Origin of the sequence: Solibacillus daqui (assembly GCF_028747805.1) — a bacterium.
In the GTDB taxonomy this organism is placed as follows: Bacteria; Bacillota; Bacilli; order Bacillales_A; family Planococcaceae; genus Solibacillus; species Solibacillus daqui.
Window position 1 is genome coordinate 2,107,226 of record NZ_CP114887.1, and the last position, 16,118, is coordinate 2,123,343.

At 35.3% G+C, this 16,118-nt stretch carries 18 protein-coding genes; 15 read left to right on the forward strand and 3 right to left on the reverse strand.

Going from position 1 to position 16,118, the window contains the following annotated elements; all coding sequences use genetic code 11:
• The first annotated feature begins 18 nt into the window (after positions 1–18).
• The 6 genes from O7776_RS10165 (at position 19) to O7776_RS10190 (ending at position 6,381) form a co-directional block, all read left to right on the forward strand.
• Entirely contained in the window at positions 19–1,275 is a 1,257-nt protein-coding gene (locus O7776_RS10165) for an MFS transporter (protein ID WP_274306966.1), read from the forward strand.
• A 234-nt stretch (positions 1,276–1,509) separates the two neighbouring features.
• Positions 1,510–1,728, forward strand: coding sequence for a hypothetical protein (locus O7776_RS10170; protein WP_274306967.1), 219 nt, complete (start codon positions 1,510–1,512; stop codon positions 1,726–1,728).
• A 764-nt stretch (positions 1,729–2,492) separates the two neighbouring features.
• Positions 2,493–3,092 carry a nitroreductase family protein gene (locus O7776_RS10175; RefSeq protein WP_274306968.1) on the forward strand — a complete coding sequence of 200 codons (600 nt, stop codon included), beginning with the start codon at positions 2,493–2,495 and terminating at the stop codon, positions 3,090–3,092.
• A gap of 356 nt (positions 3,093–3,448) precedes the next feature.
• Positions 3,449–4,306 carry a GRP family sugar transporter gene (locus O7776_RS10180; RefSeq protein WP_274306969.1) on the forward strand — a complete coding sequence of 286 codons (858 nt, stop codon included), beginning with the start codon at positions 3,449–3,451 and terminating at the stop codon, positions 4,304–4,306.
• Between the two features lie 15 nt (positions 4,307–4,321).
• Entirely contained in the window at positions 4,322–5,107 is a 786-nt protein-coding gene (gdh, locus tag O7776_RS10185; protein ID WP_274306970.1) for a glucose 1-dehydrogenase, read from the forward strand.
• Positions 5,108–5,760: 653 nt separating this feature from the next.
• Positions 5,761–6,381, forward strand: a complete 621-nt coding sequence (locus tag O7776_RS10190; RefSeq protein WP_274306971.1) for a YitT family protein — start codon at positions 5,761–5,763, stop codon at positions 6,379–6,381.
• A gap of 562 nt (positions 6,382–6,943) precedes the next feature.
• On the opposite strand, the gene O7776_RS10195 is transcribed toward O7776_RS10190, so the two are convergent.
• The gene (locus O7776_RS10195) at positions 6,944–7,588 is read right to left on the reverse strand and encodes an acetyltransferase (RefSeq protein ID WP_274306972.1); all 645 of its coding nucleotides are present in this window, start codon (positions 7,586–7,588) and stop codon (positions 6,944–6,946) included.
• A 242-nt stretch (positions 7,589–7,830) separates the two neighbouring features.
• Between O7776_RS10195 and O7776_RS10200 the strand changes: the two genes are divergently transcribed.
• The 8 genes from O7776_RS10200 (at position 7,831) to O7776_RS10235 (ending at position 13,367) form a co-directional block, all read left to right on the forward strand.
• Positions 7,831–8,145 carry an ArsR/SmtB family transcription factor gene (locus O7776_RS10200; RefSeq protein ID WP_274306973.1) on the forward strand — a complete coding sequence of 105 codons (315 nt, stop codon included), beginning with the start codon at positions 7,831–7,833 and terminating at the stop codon, positions 8,143–8,145.
• 9 nt (positions 8,146–8,154) lie between these two features.
• Positions 8,155–9,444: an arsenic transporter gene (locus O7776_RS10205; RefSeq protein WP_274310476.1), complete on the forward strand. Its 1,290-nt coding sequence runs from the start codon at positions 8,155–8,157 to the stop codon at positions 9,442–9,444.
• Positions 9,445–9,462: 18 nt separating this feature from the next.
• Positions 9,463–9,888 carry an arsenate reductase (thioredoxin) gene (gene arsC, locus O7776_RS10210; protein WP_274306974.1) on the forward strand — a complete coding sequence of 142 codons (426 nt, stop codon included), beginning with the start codon at positions 9,463–9,465 and terminating at the stop codon, positions 9,886–9,888.
• An 18-nt stretch (positions 9,889–9,906) separates the two neighbouring features.
• Positions 9,907–10,266 (forward strand): arsenite efflux transporter metallochaperone ArsD, encoded by a 360-nt coding sequence (gene arsD / locus O7776_RS10215; RefSeq protein WP_274306975.1) that lies wholly within the window; start codon positions 9,907–9,909, stop codon positions 10,264–10,266.
• The gene (arsA, locus tag O7776_RS10220) at positions 10,266–12,032 is read left to right on the forward strand and encodes an arsenical pump-driving ATPase (RefSeq protein WP_274306976.1); all 1,767 of its coding nucleotides are present in this window, start codon (positions 10,266–10,268) and stop codon (positions 12,030–12,032) included. Before arsD ends, arsA begins: the two co-directional genes overlap by 1 nt.
• Positions 12,033–12,034: 2 nt before the next feature.
• The gene (locus O7776_RS10225) at positions 12,035–12,310 is read left to right on the forward strand and encodes an iron-sulfur cluster assembly accessory protein (RefSeq protein WP_274310477.1); all 276 of its coding nucleotides are present in this window, start codon (positions 12,035–12,037) and stop codon (positions 12,308–12,310) included.
• A complete protein-coding gene (locus O7776_RS10230) occupies positions 12,285–12,512 on the forward strand; it encodes a hypothetical protein (protein ID WP_274306977.1) in 228 nt (75 codons plus the stop codon). Before O7776_RS10225 ends, O7776_RS10230 begins: the two co-directional genes overlap by 26 nt.
• Before the next feature lie 438 nt (positions 12,513–12,950).
• A complete protein-coding gene (locus tag O7776_RS10235) occupies positions 12,951–13,367 on the forward strand; it encodes a VOC family protein (RefSeq protein ID WP_274306978.1) in 417 nt (138 codons plus the stop codon).
• A gap of 211 nt (positions 13,368–13,578) precedes the next feature.
• Here O7776_RS10235 and O7776_RS10240 read toward each other — a convergent pair whose 3' ends face one another.
• The gene (locus O7776_RS10240) at positions 13,579–14,964 is read right to left on the reverse strand and encodes an NAD(P)-binding domain-containing protein (RefSeq protein WP_274306979.1); all 1,386 of its coding nucleotides are present in this window, start codon (positions 14,962–14,964) and stop codon (positions 13,579–13,581) included.
• A gap of 76 nt (positions 14,965–15,040) precedes the next feature.
• A complete protein-coding gene (locus tag O7776_RS10245) occupies positions 15,041–15,487 on the reverse strand; it encodes a MarR family winged helix-turn-helix transcriptional regulator (protein WP_274306980.1) in 447 nt (148 codons plus the stop codon).
• Between the two features lie 94 nt (positions 15,488–15,581).
• Here O7776_RS10245 and O7776_RS10250 point away from each other — a divergent pair, with 94 nt between their 5' ends.
• Positions 15,582–16,070, forward strand: a complete 489-nt coding sequence (locus tag O7776_RS10250; RefSeq protein ID WP_274306981.1) for a GNAT family N-acetyltransferase — start codon at positions 15,582–15,584, stop codon at positions 16,068–16,070.
• Positions 16,071–16,118: the final 48 nt, after the last annotated feature.

Consider the following 16,118-nt stretch of genomic DNA (forward strand, 5'->3'; position numbering starts at 1 on the left):
TGATAAGGGGGGATATTATTGAGTAGAGACTATCATTTAGCTTCACCTACGAATGACAATGCAGCCTCAGGTCTTTTTAAAAATAGTTCTTTTGTTTTTTTATGGCTATCGAGTACAGCTTCATTTTTGGCTTTATCTACTTATTTATTTGCTGAGCAATGGTACATTATTACTGTCCTGAATAAGGAAGGTGCTCTAGGTATTGTAATGATGGTGACAATGATTCCAAGAGTACTCTTCATGACTATTGGTGGGGTGTGGGCGGATCGGTACAGGAAATCTCGCATTATGCTTGTTACTAGTATTGTAAGATGTATATTGGTTGTGGTTATGATTCTCTTTCTTCAAATGAGTCTCCTCGAATTATGGCCTTTGATTGGTTTCGCATTGCTTTTTGGCGTTGTAGATGCATTTTTTTCTCCAGCAACCACATCCTTACTTCCATCCTTGGTTTCAAAAGATGTACTTACAAGATCAAACTCATTTATTCAGAGTTCAAATCAAATTGCTATGTTTTCTGGACCAATGATCGGTGGATGGGTGCTTTCTGTAAGATCTTTTAGTCTTTTATTTTCAATCGTAGTTGTCTTTTTGATTATGTCATTCGTTTTCTCGTTTTTAATAAAAGAAGAGGAAAACGTACATGCAATCTCACAAAAAAAGGTCTCGACTAAAGAGGAATTAAAAGAAGGATTAACGTATGTATGGAATATGCCCTTTCTGAAAAACATGCTTTTAATTCTCATTGTTATTAATTTTTTCTTTTTTGGTCCTCTCCTTATGGGTATCCCTCTTATCGTGGATAGCGTGATTCATGGGAAAGCTTTAGATTTAAGCTTTCTTCAGAGTTCCTATCAAGGTGGGATGCTTGTCGGAGCGTTCATTGTCGGGATACTTAACTTAAGAAAAAAGAGAGGATTAATTATTCTGGTCATGATAACGGTACTTGGAATTTTCTTATCCCTGCTTGGAAAAATCGGATTTCTCTGGCAAGGAATGGTCTTACTTTCAATGATGGGTGCGCTTTCATCCTTTATTAACGTTTCACTCATCTCAACTATTCAAGAACAAAGTGAGGATAATAAAATCGGGAGAGTGATGAGCCTAGTTAACGCTTCTTCTAATGGACTTGTGCCACTCTCCTATGCTTTTGTTTCATTGGCTCTCGTACTAAATATAACAATTTCAAACATTATGCTGTTATGCGGAAGCCTAATCGTGGTTATATCTATGATATATACAATGAATTCAAAAGTCATAAAAGAAGTTAATTAAGTCAATTATCTTCTTTTTTACCAGTATGGGGTCCACAAGCTTAATTAGACAACTGAACAACTCATAGTAAAAAATATAATGACCGCTGTATCTGACATTAAAAACAGTGAGAAACACATCATTATTTTAAATGAAAAAGGCGAAAATCTTAATTAAACTAACGGGAAATTTTAAGTGCAAAAAGGATTTATAAAGTATACAAAATAAACCTAATAAACGTTCACAAATGAAAGTTTGGAAACAGACTTAAATGCCATGAATGTTGTGAAATCAGCGTTCGTGGCTTATCGTTCAGAAGAAGTATTAAATGGTGGAGCAGATGATAGAAAAATGGTAGCAAACGCTTGGGAGACTGTACTTAAAGGAACAGGATTAGCACCAATTGATATCCATACTCCATTATGGCTCTGGTCCCGTGCTGGATTTCCTTCCCTATTAGAAATTCAAAGATAAACAGCATCCTATCAAGAATTAACAGCAAAGGAACGCCTATTAAATTGTGTATTTTTAGCTCCAGTAACAATTATGATTTCGGTTGCTATTTACAACACTAATAACCCTTACAGATAATAATGTTATTTATAATTCTTGTCTTTCTTATAATTGGGGGAAACAGCAAAATATCGTTATACATTATATAAGAATTGGTATGATGAGATTTTAAAAAGAAGTTGGATATAAAAGGTAGTGGAATAAAATCATAACAATAGATAATAGTGCTATGCTCCAGTACCAGTAGGGGCATAGTTTTTTTTATAATATGTTTCGATAAAAAATGATAACTTATCGTTAACAAAATTAGTTAAGCTATAGTTATTTTAACAATTAATATTTATTGATGAGATTGACTCGATATAAAGGGAGAGTAAAAACTTTCAAGAACAACTGTTTAGTGTGACAATGAACACATTGGAGACTGAGTTAATTGGAAGAAATTCTATTTTTTTTGTTAAACCTTACGAAAAAATTATTATTGACTTTTTATCTTGAATTACTATTTGAATACTCTTACTTTTGTTTGGGCAACATATTTTTACGAATATTAAACATGTTCATGTAACTTTCAATTCTTTTTTTGATTTAATAAGTAGGAGTGGCGGATAATTCGCAGTTTTACTTGGAGAAATCTGGCCATTTGAAAATTCAAAAAAAGATTTGGTAAGTAAAAATCTCGAAGCGTCAGGTATGATTTGTTGAATTTTAGGAGGAGAGAAATTATGACAAAAGATTTCTACACTACACTTAAAGAAAGACGTTCTTACTATGGAATTAGTAAAGAGGTAAAAATATCGGATGAAAGAGTTAAAGAAATTGTAGAATTTGCTGTGAAATATACTCCGTCAGCATTCAACTCTCAATCAGCACGTATAGTTGTCTTATCAGGTGAGGCACATAATAAATTATGGGACATCACAACGGAAACTTTAAGAAAAGTAGTTGGAAATCAAGATTTTTCAGCAACTCAACAAAAAATGGATTCCTTTAAGGCAGGGTATGGCACCGTATTATTCTTTGAAGATGAGGCTGTAGTTAAATCACTTCAAGAGCAATTTGCACCCTATGCTGAGAACTTTCCAATTTGGTCAAATCAAGCATCAGGTATGCACCAATTAGTTATGTGGGCAGGATTGGAAGCAGAGGGATTAGGAGCTTCTTTACAACATTATAATCCACTAATTGATGATGAAGTAAAAAAAGAATGGTCTATACCTGAAAACTGGAAACTTATTGCACAAATGCCCTTTGGTAATCCAACGGTCACACCAGGTGAAAAAGAATTCCGACCGCTTGAAGAGCGAATTAAATTTTTTAAGTAATGAATAGAAATATTTCTAACCAGTACCGTTGGGGAACTGGTTTTTTTATGTATGTAGATACCTTGGAATGAAGGTTTTCATATGGAAGTCAATTGCTCAATATCGTAACGCAAAAATGTTGTTTTGAATATGAACACTTTGATTTGGTTCCCATTTAGCTTTTAGTCTGTTTTATATCGATGGTATAAAAGTTTTTGTTACGTTTCATATTACTATTGTGTTTCTCTCCTTTAAATGAGAAGAAATAATATTCGTAATAAACATGCAAAGAGCTACAATTCAGCAAGCGGAACATTTACAGTACTGGGTATAATAGTAAATCAATAAAAAATTTATTATAGATAGGGGAGCAAAAGATGGATATCTTCCTAGCGATTTTACCAGCTCTGTTTTGGGGAAGTATTGTGCTATTTAATGTCAAGCTTGGTGGTGGCCCTTATAGTCAAGTGCTAGGAACCACAATTGGTGCACTTCTTTTCTCCATAGGGGTTTATTTTGTAGTTAAACCTGAACTGACACCTGTAGTGTTGGGAGTCGGCATTGTATCAGGCCTTTTTTGGGCATTAGGACAAGTTAATCAATTGAAAAGTATTGATTTAATCGGCGTTTCTAAAACAATGCCGATTTCAACAGGTTTACAGTTAGTAGCCACAACTTTATTTGGCGTAATTGTGTTTCATGAATGGTCAACGACAATGTCGGTTATATTAGGTGTTCTGGCGCTTATTAGTATTATTGTTGGGATTGTTCTTACATCTCTTCCGAATCCAGAAGAGAAAAAAGAAAACAATGGTGGCAATTTGAAAAAGGGGATTTTAATTCTACTTGTTTCAACATTCGGATATTTAGTCTATGTGGTGATCATACGCTTGTTTAATGTAAGTGGATGGTCTGCTTTATTGCCACAAGCAATCGGGATGGTTATAGGTGGTGTTTTATTAACCTTTAAACATAAACCATTTAACAAATATGCAATCCGTAATATTATCCCCGGTTTAATTTGGGCTGCGGGGAATATGTTTTTATTTATTTCTCAGCCACGTGTAGGAGTAGCCACAAGTTTTTCTCTTTCCCAAATGGGAATCGTGATTTCAACTTTAGGTGGAATATTTATCATTGGTGAGAAAAAAACAAAACGACAACTTATAGCCATTTTCATTGGGATTATTTTTATTGTCGCTTCTGGAATTATGCTAGGGTTGGCGAAAGGATAAGAAGGAGGATTTTGCATGTATTCAGATTTAGAAGGAAAAGTTATTGTTATTACAGGTGCATCAACAGGATTAGGAAAAGCAATGGCCTTACGCTTTGGCGAGGAGAAAGCAAAAGTTGTCATTAATTTCCTCTCAAATGAAAATGAGGCAAATGCAGTTGTTGAAGGAGTGAAAAAAGCAGGTGGGGATGCTATAGCTGTAAAAGGAGATGTGACAGTTGAAGAGGATGTCATCAATCTGGTACAGACTGCTGTGAATAAGTTTGGAACCCTCGATGTGATGATTAATAATGCGGGTATTGAAAATCCAGTAGCTTCCCATGAAATGCCGTTAAGCGACTGGAATAGAGTGATCAATACCAATTTAACAGGTGCGTTTTTAGGAAGTCGAGAAGCAATTAAATATTTCGTGGAGTACGACATTAAAGGTTCTGTTATCAATATGTCCAGTGTCCATGAGAAAATTCCTTGGCCTTTATTTGTGCATTATGCTGCTAGTAAAGGGGGCATTAAATTAATGACTGAAACATTAGCTTTAGAATATGCTCCTAAGGGAATTCGTGTTAACAACATTGGACCTGGAGCGATTAATACGCCTATAAATGCGGAAAAATTTGCTGATCCAGCAAAACGTGCAGATGTAGAAAGCATGGTACCGATGGGGTATATCGGAAAACCTGAAGAAATTGCTGCTGTAGCAGCATGGCTTTCTTCATCCCAAGCTAGTTATGTAACAGGGATTACTTTATTTGCAGATGGTGGAATGACATTATATCCTGAATTCCAAGCTGGTCGTGGGTAAGTAACAGTAACGAAAATATAATTATATCTCACATTAAGAGCAGTTAATTTTTATAATAATTATTGCTGCGTTCATTTGTTTAGTAAAAAATAGTAAAAGAATAGTATTAATAAAAAATGCATTTGCCACTTCCAATGCATTTTTTATTTTCTTTGAAAAAGTAATTCCTGCTTTGCATGACACACATATCACCTAATAAGTGTGACATATCGTTCATCAATAGGTTCACAGCATACTTTCTAGTGTAAATTGTTCTAAAGAAATAGTGGAATCAATTAAGGATAATCGTATCCTTAAACATTATATATAGTTGCTGTAATAATGGTTGATCTAATTCCTGAACTTAAAGGTAAAATTGTTTTAGCACTTGCCATACCGGCAAAGATTGAAAATATTCTTTAGACAGTGGTTGGCTTTGTTGATACATTGTTCGTCGCAAAAATTTGTTTAAATGAAGTAACAGCTGTTGGGATTGCCAAATCGCCTTTTTTTATTAGAAGAATTTTGCTCCATAAAATTAAAAAGAAGTAACTTAAAAAACTTACCGTTAAAAACAAGAAAAAAACCCAGCACAATCGAAAGTACATTATACATGTTCTTTCAATTCACCTCATAAAATAGTGCATGTCCTAATTTGTGAAGGTAAAAATTACATGTATTATATAAAAAAAGGTATAGCTATCTTAATTGGAAGTATTCTTATAGCAGTAGGGATAAATGTTTTTATCACTCCTTATGAAATCTTAGATGGGGGGATTATCGGCTTATCACTCATCTTATATTATACTCTGCACTTAAAAATTGGTCTTATGACAATTTTATTAAGTGTCCCCATTTTTATTTTGGCATGGTTTAAAAGTAAAATTTTTTTCTACAACAGCCTTCACGGGCTACTTATTTCATCCTTTATTATAGACATACTAAAACCCCTTCGTTCACTGTTACGCTTAGATCCTATATTAAGTTCCATTCTTGGAGGAATTTTTGTTGGTCTAGGTATTGGCATTATGTTACGTTTTAAAACGAGTACAGGTGGTACAGATTTATTAGCCCAATTTATTTCAAATAAGACAAATATAAACGTTGGAATTTTAATATTCTTGATTGATTTGTTCGTCATTGTGTTAGGTGGATTATTATTATCTACGGACACTCTACTCTTATCTGTAATTACGATACTTTGCATCGGAATCACCACTAGTTTTATAACAAGCAGACATACAATTACATTTGTTTCTCGATCTTTTGAAAAAGAGTCTTTGTTCCTTAAATAACATTTATTATACTAATAAACTTTAGAAGAATATTAGAAGTAATGCTCCACAACGAAACAATAATATGTAAAATAAACTAGTTTTCCATTCCCTGAAACAAATCATGAGACATTAGGGGAACAGTCATTTGGACTAGAAGCTAAAGAATTTACAAAAAAAATTAATTGAAGGTCAAGAAACGGTTATTTGGAATTCGATGTTTCTTATATAGATAAGTATAAAAGGTTGTAAACTTATACGAATAGGGGCTTTACTTGAAGATAATTGAGTTGCATATACAGCCCTTTTTTCTTTATTGAACTAATGACGCAGTTTAGTGAAAGAAGAGGTATTATTAGAAATGTATTAAAATAGGTAATATATGGCGATGATACGATTCATTTAAGTCATGAAAAATTTTGTTAAATAAAATGAGGATATTTATAACTAGGAAATAAAAAAAAGCACTACAATGAACATAACATTGTAGTGCAACGTTTTTCTTAAATCGCCTAAATATTTATTTAGAAGTTTATATGTGAAACACAATACATCATAGGTTTTAGAAAATTGATATTCTGAATCATAGGAATTTTACTTGTTTAGCAGGAGTACCCACAACTGTAGATTTTCCGGGAACATCTCTGATTATTACAGACCCTGCTCCGACAATACTTTCTTTTCCAATTATTAATCCTTGTATAACTGTAGCATGTGTCCCAAAGTTAACCTTAGATTCCAGTTTAACATTACCCGAAATTGAAGCTTTAGGGAGTATTGTTACAAAATCATTTATCTCAACATCATGACCAATCGAACAATTTAAATTTAGTGTAACAAAATTATTAATTGTAATATTTGTTGTCAATATATTTCCTTCACAAATAATATTTCCCTTACCGATACTATTATATTTTGAAATATAAACATTTGGATGAATAAGATTTGGATATTCAATATCTTTATTTTTTTTAAGTTTATTAACTATACTTTCTTTTACTTCGGGTGAGCCAATCCCTAAGGCAATACTAATTTTAGGATTATCTATTAACCATTCATCTCCACCTAAAACAGGAAAACCATTATTAATTTGATTGTGATTTTCAACGTTATCGTCTAAAAACCCTAATAATTCCCATGTTGGACGATTTAGATTTATTTGTTCAATTAGATGAGCTACTTCGCGTGCAAATCCTCCAGCGCCGTAAATTACAATTTGCTTTAACAAAATTAATCCCTGCCCTCTTTATAAATTTAATACTCTTAATAAAGTATAAATGTTAAATGTGGAGAAATTGTGGAGATTATCCATTTATAAAAATAATCAAATAAATTCAGAGAGAATTTTTATGTCATTACAAATTCAATTAGAAATAATTCGCATAATATTACTTTGCGTTTTAGTGGTTGCAAAAATCATCACTACCACATAATATAAGTATATCGTTATATAATTATGGAGGTGTGGAAATGGAAATCGAACTAATTGAGAAACAATTAAAAGCTGTAGCAGATGCGAACCGATTGAAAATCCTTGCTTGTTTAAAAAAAGGAGAGGTATGTGTTTGTGATTTTACGGATGTATTAGGTATCTCACAGCCAGCAGTTAGTCAGCATTTAAGAAAGCTAAAAGAGGCTGGTATCATTACAGAGCGTAAAGTTGGAACATGGAAGCATTATCGTATACATGAGAATCAAACTAAGTTAATGCAAAACATACTGGCTTCCATCGATGAAGAGTGGACATGTGGTTGTAAAATTGATTGTAAATGTGTGGAGGGCTAAATTTTGAATATGTTTGTCATTGCGGCATTCATTTTTATCGTAACACTGATTTTTGTGATTTGGCAGCCAAAGGGACTTAATATTGGCTGGTCTGCAATGGCTGGGGCTGTCATTGCATTACTTGTTGGTGTTGTTGATTTTAATGATGTCGGTGCAGTAATTGATATTACGTGGAACGCGACATTATCTTTTATTGCGATTATTTTAATTTCACTTGTATTAGATGAAATTGGTTTGTTTGAATGGGCTGCACTACATATGGCACGTGCTGCAAAAGGCAATGGTGTCAAAATGTTTGTGTATGTCAGTTTACTTGGAGCTGTCGTTGCTGCATTATTTGCGAACGATGGAGCAGCACTAATTTTAACGCCAATCGTATTAGCGATGGTGCGTAATTTACAATTTAGCGAAAAAATGATTTTCCCGTTTATTATGGCGAGTGGCTTTATTGCCGACACGACGAGTTTACCGTTTGTCGTGAGTAACTTAGTCAATATTGTATCAGCAGACTTCTTTGACATTGGGTTTGTTGAATATGCTTCACGTATGATTATCCCTAACTTATTCTCACTTGTGGCGACAATAGTAGTGCTACTGATTTACTTCAACAAATCGATTTCACGTGAGTACAATGAAGCGATGTTAAAAGAACCACGTCTTGCAATTAAAGATATGAAAATGTTCAAGCTATCTTGGTTTGTCCTAGCGATATTAGTTGTCGGTTATTTCTCAAGTGAGTTTATCGGAGTACCGGTATCACTTGTTGCAGGCATTATTGCAATTTTCTTCTTAGTCATGGCACGACAAAGTTCAGTCGTTGATACAAAAGCCGTTGTGAAGGGGGCACCTTGGAATATCGTCTTCTTTTCAATCGGGATGTACGTTGTCGTTTATGGACTTGGCAATGCAGGGTTAACACCCGTCTTAGCTAGCGTGATTGAATGGACATCGGAACAAGGTTTGTTCGTGGCAACAGTCGGGATGGGCTTTATCGCAGCATTCTTATCATCTATTATGAACAACATGCCAACGGTGATGGTCAATGCATTAGCCATTGCTGAAACATCAACGAATGGCACGTTACGTGAAGCGTTAATTTACGCAAACGTCATCGGTTCAGACTTAGGACCAAAAATTACACCAATCGGTTCACTTGCAACACTGGTTTGGTTATATGTACTGTCTCAAAAAGGTGTGAAAATTTCTTGGGGTACGTACTTTAAAACAGGGATCGTGTTAACGGTACCCATCTTAATCATTACATTAATTGGACTTTACATTACATTACTAATTTTTTAGTTAAGGGAGTTTATTCAAATGACAAAAAATACAATTTATTTCCTATGTACAGGAAACTCGTGCCGTTCACAAATGGCAGATGGATGGGCACAAAAATTATTACCGGAAGACTGGGAAGTTTACTCAGCTGGTATTGAAACACATGGTGTCAACCCGAATGCCATCAAGGCAATGAATGAGGTAGGGATTGATATTTCTCACCACACATCTGATTTAATTAACCAAGTCATTTTAAATAAAGCTACATTAGTCGTGACACTTTGTGGGGATGCTGCAGATAAATGTCCAATGACACCTCCTGGCGTACGTCGTGAACACTGGGGTTTTGAAGATCCAGCAAAAGCTACGGGTACTGAGGTAGAAAAATGGGCTGTGTTCCAACAGGTACGTGATGCTATTGGTGCTCGTATTGAGCAATTTGTAAACGAAGAACTTAAAAAATAAGTATTCGGAGGGACCGACATGAAGAAAATTGAAATTTTTGAGCAAGCAATGTGCTGTCCGACAGGCGTATGTGGACCAGCGATTGATCCAGAGTTACTACGCATGTCTTTCATTATGAATAACTTAAAAAATACAAGTGTTTCAGCTGAGCGTTTCAATTTAACGAATAACCCTGACGTGTTTGTCAACAACAAGGCTGTCAATGATTTACTAATGACAGACGGAATGGATAGCTTACCTGCGACATTCGTAGGTGGTGAGCTTGTGTTAAAGGGAAGTTACCCGACAACAGCTCAGTTTGCAGAGTGGTCTGGACTAAATGAAGAAGAGTTAGTGAAAAAGCCGAAACTACGCATTTCTATTGGAGTTGATAAATAATGGAACGTTTTACACGTGAGCATTTCCCAACAACACCGTTCCTTTTCTTTACAGGAAAAGGCGGTGTTGGGAAAACATCGACTGCCAGTAGTCTTTCTATTGCTTTAGCGAAAGAAGGAAGGAAAGTGCTGTTAATTAGCACAGACCCTGCTTCGAATTTACAAGATATTTTCGGTCAGGACTTAAAAAATGAACCAACGAAAATAAACGGTACAGAAAATTTATATGCACTAAATCTTGATCCAGAGCAAGCAGCAGCAAGTTATAAGGAGCAAATGGTTGGCCCTTATCGTGGAAAGTTGCCAGAAGTCGTGATTCAAAATATGGAGGAGCAATTATCAGGTGCTTGTACCGTTGAAATTGCTGCCTTTAATGAATTTGCGATGCTACTAACAAACGTTGCGTATACAGAACAGTTCGATACGATTGTGTTTGATACGGCACCAACTGGCCATACACTTCGTTTATTACAGTTACCATCTGCATGGACGACATTTTTAGATGAAAATACGACAGGTACGTCTTGTCTTGGTCCATTAAAAGGGCTTGAGCCACAACGTGAAGTGTATAAGCAAGCAGTTGCACAGTTAACGAATGAGGCACAAACAAAACTGATGCTAGTGACACGACCTGAAGCGAACCCATTAAAGGAAGCAGCACGTGCATCAGGGGAACTATTTGAGATTGGTTTGCGTAATCAGCAGTTAATCATTAACGGCTTTTTACAATCAGAAAGCGATGATCCGGTTGAAAAAGCAATTTATGAACGTCAAATCGAAGCGCTAAAAGAGATACCAGAAACATTAAAGGTTTTTGCCCATTATTACTTACCGTTCGTGCCGTATTCTTTATCAAGTATTGAGCGAATGGAAGCATGGATGATGGATACGAAGTTCCAGACAAATGCGAATGAGCCAATGTTGTTAGATACCCCAGAACTTGAAGAAATGATTGCAGACTACGTAGCACGCAAGCCAAAGATTATTTTTGCAATGGGGAAAGGTGGCGTAGGGAAAACAACTGTTGCCTCGTATATTGCATTAAGACTGGCTGAAGAAGGCATACGTGTACATTTAACAACAACAGACCCTGCAGCCCATTTAAATTGGACATTTGGACAAGAAGACCAAGAAGGCGTAACAGTTAGTCGTATTGACCCGAAAGTAGAAATTGCGAATTACGAAGCAGAAGTGCTAGCAAAAGCTAGTGAGACGATGAATGAAGAGGGACTCGCCTTTGTAAAAGAAGATTTAGCTTCACCTTGTACCGAGGAAATTGCAGTCTTTAGAGCTTTTGCAAATCTAGTCGAAACGCATCAAGATGAAGTCATTATCATTGATACGGCACCAACAGGACATACGTTGTTACTGCTCGATGCAACAGAAAACTATCATAAGGAAATTTCTCGTTCAGAAGGAGAAGTACCTGTTGCTGTTTCGAATTTATTACCACGATTACGCGATAAAGACTATACAAGTGTAGCCATTGTCACGTTACCAGAAGCCACACCTGTGTACGAAGCATCACGTCTACAAGAAGATTTATTACGTGCAGGGTTACATGTTGATTGGTGGGTAGTCAATCAATCATTTGCTAATCTAAAGCTAACAAGCACGACACTGATGCAAAAACAGCAATCTGAGGTTAAATGGTTAGAAGAAGTGAAAAATAAAAGCAATAACCGTTTTGTGACGATTCCTTGGGTAAAGGAATCGCCAGTTGGGAAAGACGGATTACATGCATTAAAAGGAGAGACAATCCAGTGAAGATGAGTCCAGAAGGTAAACAATTTGTAGAGCAAGTATTAGCACAAGCTGAAGGCGCAACATTACGCTTTTACGGTGTAGCCGGTTGTTGTGGTATGAATTTAAGTGCAGAAATTGCACAAGCAAAGGAAGAAGATACAGTGCAAACAATTGAAGGTATTGAAATTGCCGTAGATCCACAAATTGCACAGCAATTAACAGACGTAACGATTCACGCAGAAGAAGAAAATGGTCAGCTTGGGTTAGTATTACTTGGCTACGAACAATCAAGTTGCTGATATGCGATTACATCATTCGAGTACATTAACTGCTGAGTATTTCATAAGTTATGCACAACTTGTGATGAACAGCCGAGAACTATCGGTAGAAGAAACAAACCTATATATGGAAGAGTTTTTCTTTAAAGGGGAACCGCTTTTATACGGTGATGCAACGCGCCAACAATTTTTACAAGCAATGGCTGAGATCCATGAAAAATGAGAGGAATCCATCTCTAATAAGAGGTGGATTTTTTTCTGTTTCCCTATGCTACGGTGATAAAAGAGATTTATGAAGGAGCTATTAATATGCTTGCAAGAGAAAAACTAGAAAATAATTAAGTCCTTGTCTACATAGTGATTTTAATTGTCGCAATTATTGGTGAGTTGATCTGCATACATATGATTCCAAATATTCTGCTACGTGATGAATAAATAAATCCCCTTGAATAATATAACTATAAAGATTGTGAAGAACTGTACTTAAACTCCCATGAAAGAACGTAATAATCTTTTATTCTCTGTGGTGAAGTGGTGATTTTTGCGCTTCATGGATGGCTAACGGGGCAGGTTAGTTCAATAAGAAAAAATGGAGACTAGAAGGAAGAGAATACATAAATGGAGAAAGTATCTGTTAAAGATATTGGAAGGAGTCGATATAATGAGCGAAAAGTTGCTAAGAGTAGGAACTACTTATATTCCAGTAACTAATGTAGAAAATTCTTATGAATGGTATGTAAACAAATTAGGGGCAGAGTTAAGCTATAAAGACGCAGACAAAGCAATTCTTAATTTTGCGAACCAAAGTATTTTTCTTGTTAAATCTAAAGATAATCAAAGTTCTAACTTCTATGATTGTTATGGTGAAGAACGTTTTTCTATAACATTTGAAGTTAATGGATTAACTGCATTGGAGGCAATTCATAAAGATTTTACCGATAAAAAAATAAGAGTTGGAGAAATTGAAAACCGAGGACACTCTGGAAAAAACTTCATTTTCTTCGATTTAGATGGTAATAAATTTGATGTGTGGAGTGAATTAAGTCCACTTTATAAAGAAAAATATCTTATGAAATAGAAAGAACTATTTTCTTATTGAACTAACGGGGGCTTTAATTGAAGATTCGCATCCCGAAATAATCACTCTTTATTATAAAAACCAACTAGATAAATGAAAAACCAACTATTTTGTTCAAAATTTGTTTCAAAACAGTTGGTTTCTTTCAGTAAAAATCAGCGTTTTCAATTTACTTATTATCGAATTTTATTCAAAAGCTACAGATACTTTTTTAACAACAATTTGTTTTGTTATTATTGCTACTTAAATCTAAGCTACATACACCTGTTTTAGGTAAGTCTAACTCTACTTTACGAGCAGCCTCTAAATCACCTGTTAAATACGCTACAATGGAACGCACTTGCTCATAGCCAGTTGCCATTAAGAATGTAGGTGCGCGTCCGTAACTTTTCATACCAACAACGTAGAAGCCATTTTCAGGATGACGTAATTCTAGTTCACCGTGTGGACGAACAGTTCCACAGCTATGTTCATTTGGATCAATTAAAGGTGCCAATGCTTCAACGCTTTCAACAGCAGCGTCAATTGATAATCGGATTTCTTTTAGGAAGGAGAAATCTGGGCGACTACCGGTATTAGCAATGATTTCATCTACAGCAGGAAGTTGTTGTTCGCCGTCTGGACCTTCACCTTTAATGATGATGCCATCGGATGTTTGGGAAAGTTCCTCGATATAAAATGGGGTAAAGGCCTTTACTTTCCTTTCATCAACTAAAGCATGAATGCGACTGCCTAATTCGCCACGAGCAGCAAGGGCATCTTTTTCTTCACCACCATAAGCATCTTCTACACGCTTTTTACGTAAAATCCATGTAATTTCAACATCTTCAAGTTTATCTAATTCTAAAATGGTATTAATCGCAGAATGACCGCCACCAATAACAGCGATACGTTTGCCTGTATAACGTTCTTTTAATGAATCCACATTTGGGATGCCATAAAAGATTTTATGAGCAAGTTTTTGTTCAGCAGATGTCCATACGCTGTCAGCATGAACAGGATTCGGACTTGCCCACGTGCCAGTCGCATCAATTACGGTACTTGCAATTATTTGTTTTGTTTCACCATTTTGTTCTGTATAAATAACAAATGGTGCCTCATTGCGACGAGCAGACTTCATTTTATCGTGATTTTTTTTACTTATGCCAAAAACAGTTGTATTTAATGAAATGAATGGCTTGATTTCAGGTACATTCGCTAATGGTTGTAAATAAGCTTCGCGAATTTCTTGACCAGTTGGCAATCGATCTTCTTGTGGCATTTCCCATCCAGCTTCTAGTAAAAGTTGCTTTGCTGCCTTATCGACATTGTACTGCCAAGGTGAGAATAATCGTACATGTTGCCAAGTTTTTATATTGTCGGCTACTTCTGCTCCTTTTTCTAAGACGATAAACGATTCACCGGCAAGGGCTAAGTGGGCTGCTGCAGCTAATCCAACTGGACCAGCACCAAGTATAGCGACTGGATATTGTTTATTTAATTGAAAAGAAGTTTCATTCTTCGTTTGTACAGTTGGCTCGCAGCAAGAAGTAGCAGGTTCTGGACTCGGTGTACAGCAGATTGATGTTTGTGATTTTACATTTAATTTAATTTGCATTTAAAAATCCTCCATTAAGTAATTTTAGTTGTAACTTGCAAGTAATGATCAAAATGAAAAGCAAGATTTCTCCTGCTTAATAGATAGGGGTACAGCATACAGTCGACTTCGACATCGCTTCGTTTAATAATTGGATTGAGCGAAGTACTGTTTCTTTTTCGAAATCATTCATATGTGAGAAGACTTCCTCTAAGTATGCATTCATTGATTCGTCGATCGTTGTAGCAACAAATTTCCCTTGTGTTGTTAATTTTAAAATGGAAACGCGTTTGTCTTGTGTAGACGGTATTTTTTTTACTAAATCCATCTTAATTAGTGTTTGAATTTGTCTACTAAAGGTCGTGATATCCATTGCAAGTATCTCGGCAATTTGTAGCATAGATGGATTCGTTTGTTTATCAATTTCATAGAGGATATGGCTCTGTGTTGTAGAAATTTCAAAAGTACCTATAGAACAGCAATTTTTATTTAATAATCCAAATCTCCTCGTTAATACGTGGAAGATTTCACGATTGTTTTCCATTCCATCACCTCTAGGTACAGTAAAACATAAATACTTGTAAAATGCAACTTTATTGTTTAATATTTTAATTATCACTTATTTGGAGGTTAATCCTATGGCTATTAAAGTTCGAATTGTTACAAGTGAAGATTGGCTAGACGTAAAGCGAATTTATGAAGCAGGGATAGAAACAAAAATTGCTACATTCGAATTAAAGGCTCCAGAAACTTATGAAGAATGGTTTGGTCAAGCAAATCCTAATTGTTCATTTGTTGCATATGAAGAAAATCAAATTTGGGGTTGGTGTAAATTATCGCCTGTTTCAAAAAGAATCGTATATAAAGGAGTAGGCGAAGTAAGTATTTATATTGCTCCACATGGTAAAGGGAAGGGAATCGGCGATTTGTTGCTAAAGCATTTAATTGTAGCTTCTGAAAAGGAAGGTTTTTGGACGCTGGAATCCAAAATCTTTAAAGAGAATGTCGCTAGCCTCAATTTACATAAAAAGAATGGCTTTCGTATCGTAGGGGTTCGAGAAAAGATTGCTCAATTAGATGGGATATGGAAGGATAATGTGTTATTAGAAAGAAGGAAGACTTTATAGTGTTAATTAATATAGTTCTTAACTAAATTGGATTTTCATCAAGTTACT

Excerpts from the sequence above, each read along its gene's own strand:
- arsD (WP_274306975.1), top strand. The coding sequence starts at position 9,907 with ATGAAGAAAATTGAAATTTTTGAGCAAGCAATGTGCTGTCCGACAGGC.
- O7776_RS10225 (WP_274310477.1), top strand. The coding sequence starts at position 12,035 with ATGAGTCCAGAAGGTAAACAATTTGTAGAGCAAGTATTAGCACAAGCT.
- O7776_RS10180 (WP_274306969.1), top strand. The coding sequence starts at position 3,449 with ATGGATATCTTCCTAGCGATTTTACCAGCTCTGTTTTGGGGAAGTATT.
- O7776_RS10245 (WP_274306980.1), bottom strand. The coding sequence starts at position 15,487 with ATGGAAAACAATCGTGAAATCTTCCACGTATTAACGAGGAGATTTGGA.
- O7776_RS10175 (WP_274306968.1), top strand. The coding sequence starts at position 2,493 with ATGACAAAAGATTTCTACACTACACTTAAAGAAAGACGTTCTTACTAT.
- O7776_RS10250 (WP_274306981.1), top strand. The coding sequence starts at position 15,582 with ATGGCTATTAAAGTTCGAATTGTTACAAGTGAAGATTGGCTAGACGTA.
- arsC (WP_274306974.1), top strand. The coding sequence starts at position 9,463 with ATGACAAAAAATACAATTTATTTCCTATGTACAGGAAACTCGTGCCGT.
- gdh (WP_274306970.1), top strand. The coding sequence starts at position 4,322 with ATGTATTCAGATTTAGAAGGAAAAGTTATTGTTATTACAGGTGCATCA.
- arsA (WP_274306976.1), top strand. The coding sequence starts at position 10,266 with ATGGAACGTTTTACACGTGAGCATTTCCCAACAACACCGTTCCTTTTC.
- O7776_RS10200 (WP_274306973.1), top strand. The coding sequence starts at position 7,831 with ATGGAAATCGAACTAATTGAGAAACAATTAAAAGCTGTAGCAGATGCG.
- O7776_RS10205 (WP_274310476.1), top strand. The coding sequence starts at position 8,155 with ATGTTTGTCATTGCGGCATTCATTTTTATCGTAACACTGATTTTTGTG.
- O7776_RS10190 (WP_274306971.1), top strand. The coding sequence starts at position 5,761 with ATGTATTATATAAAAAAAGGTATAGCTATCTTAATTGGAAGTATTCTT.
- O7776_RS10240 (WP_274306979.1), bottom strand. The coding sequence starts at position 14,964 with ATGCAAATTAAATTAAATGTAAAATCACAAACATCAATCTGCTGTACA.
- O7776_RS10235 (WP_274306978.1), top strand. The coding sequence starts at position 12,951 with ATGAGCGAAAAGTTGCTAAGAGTAGGAACTACTTATATTCCAGTAACT.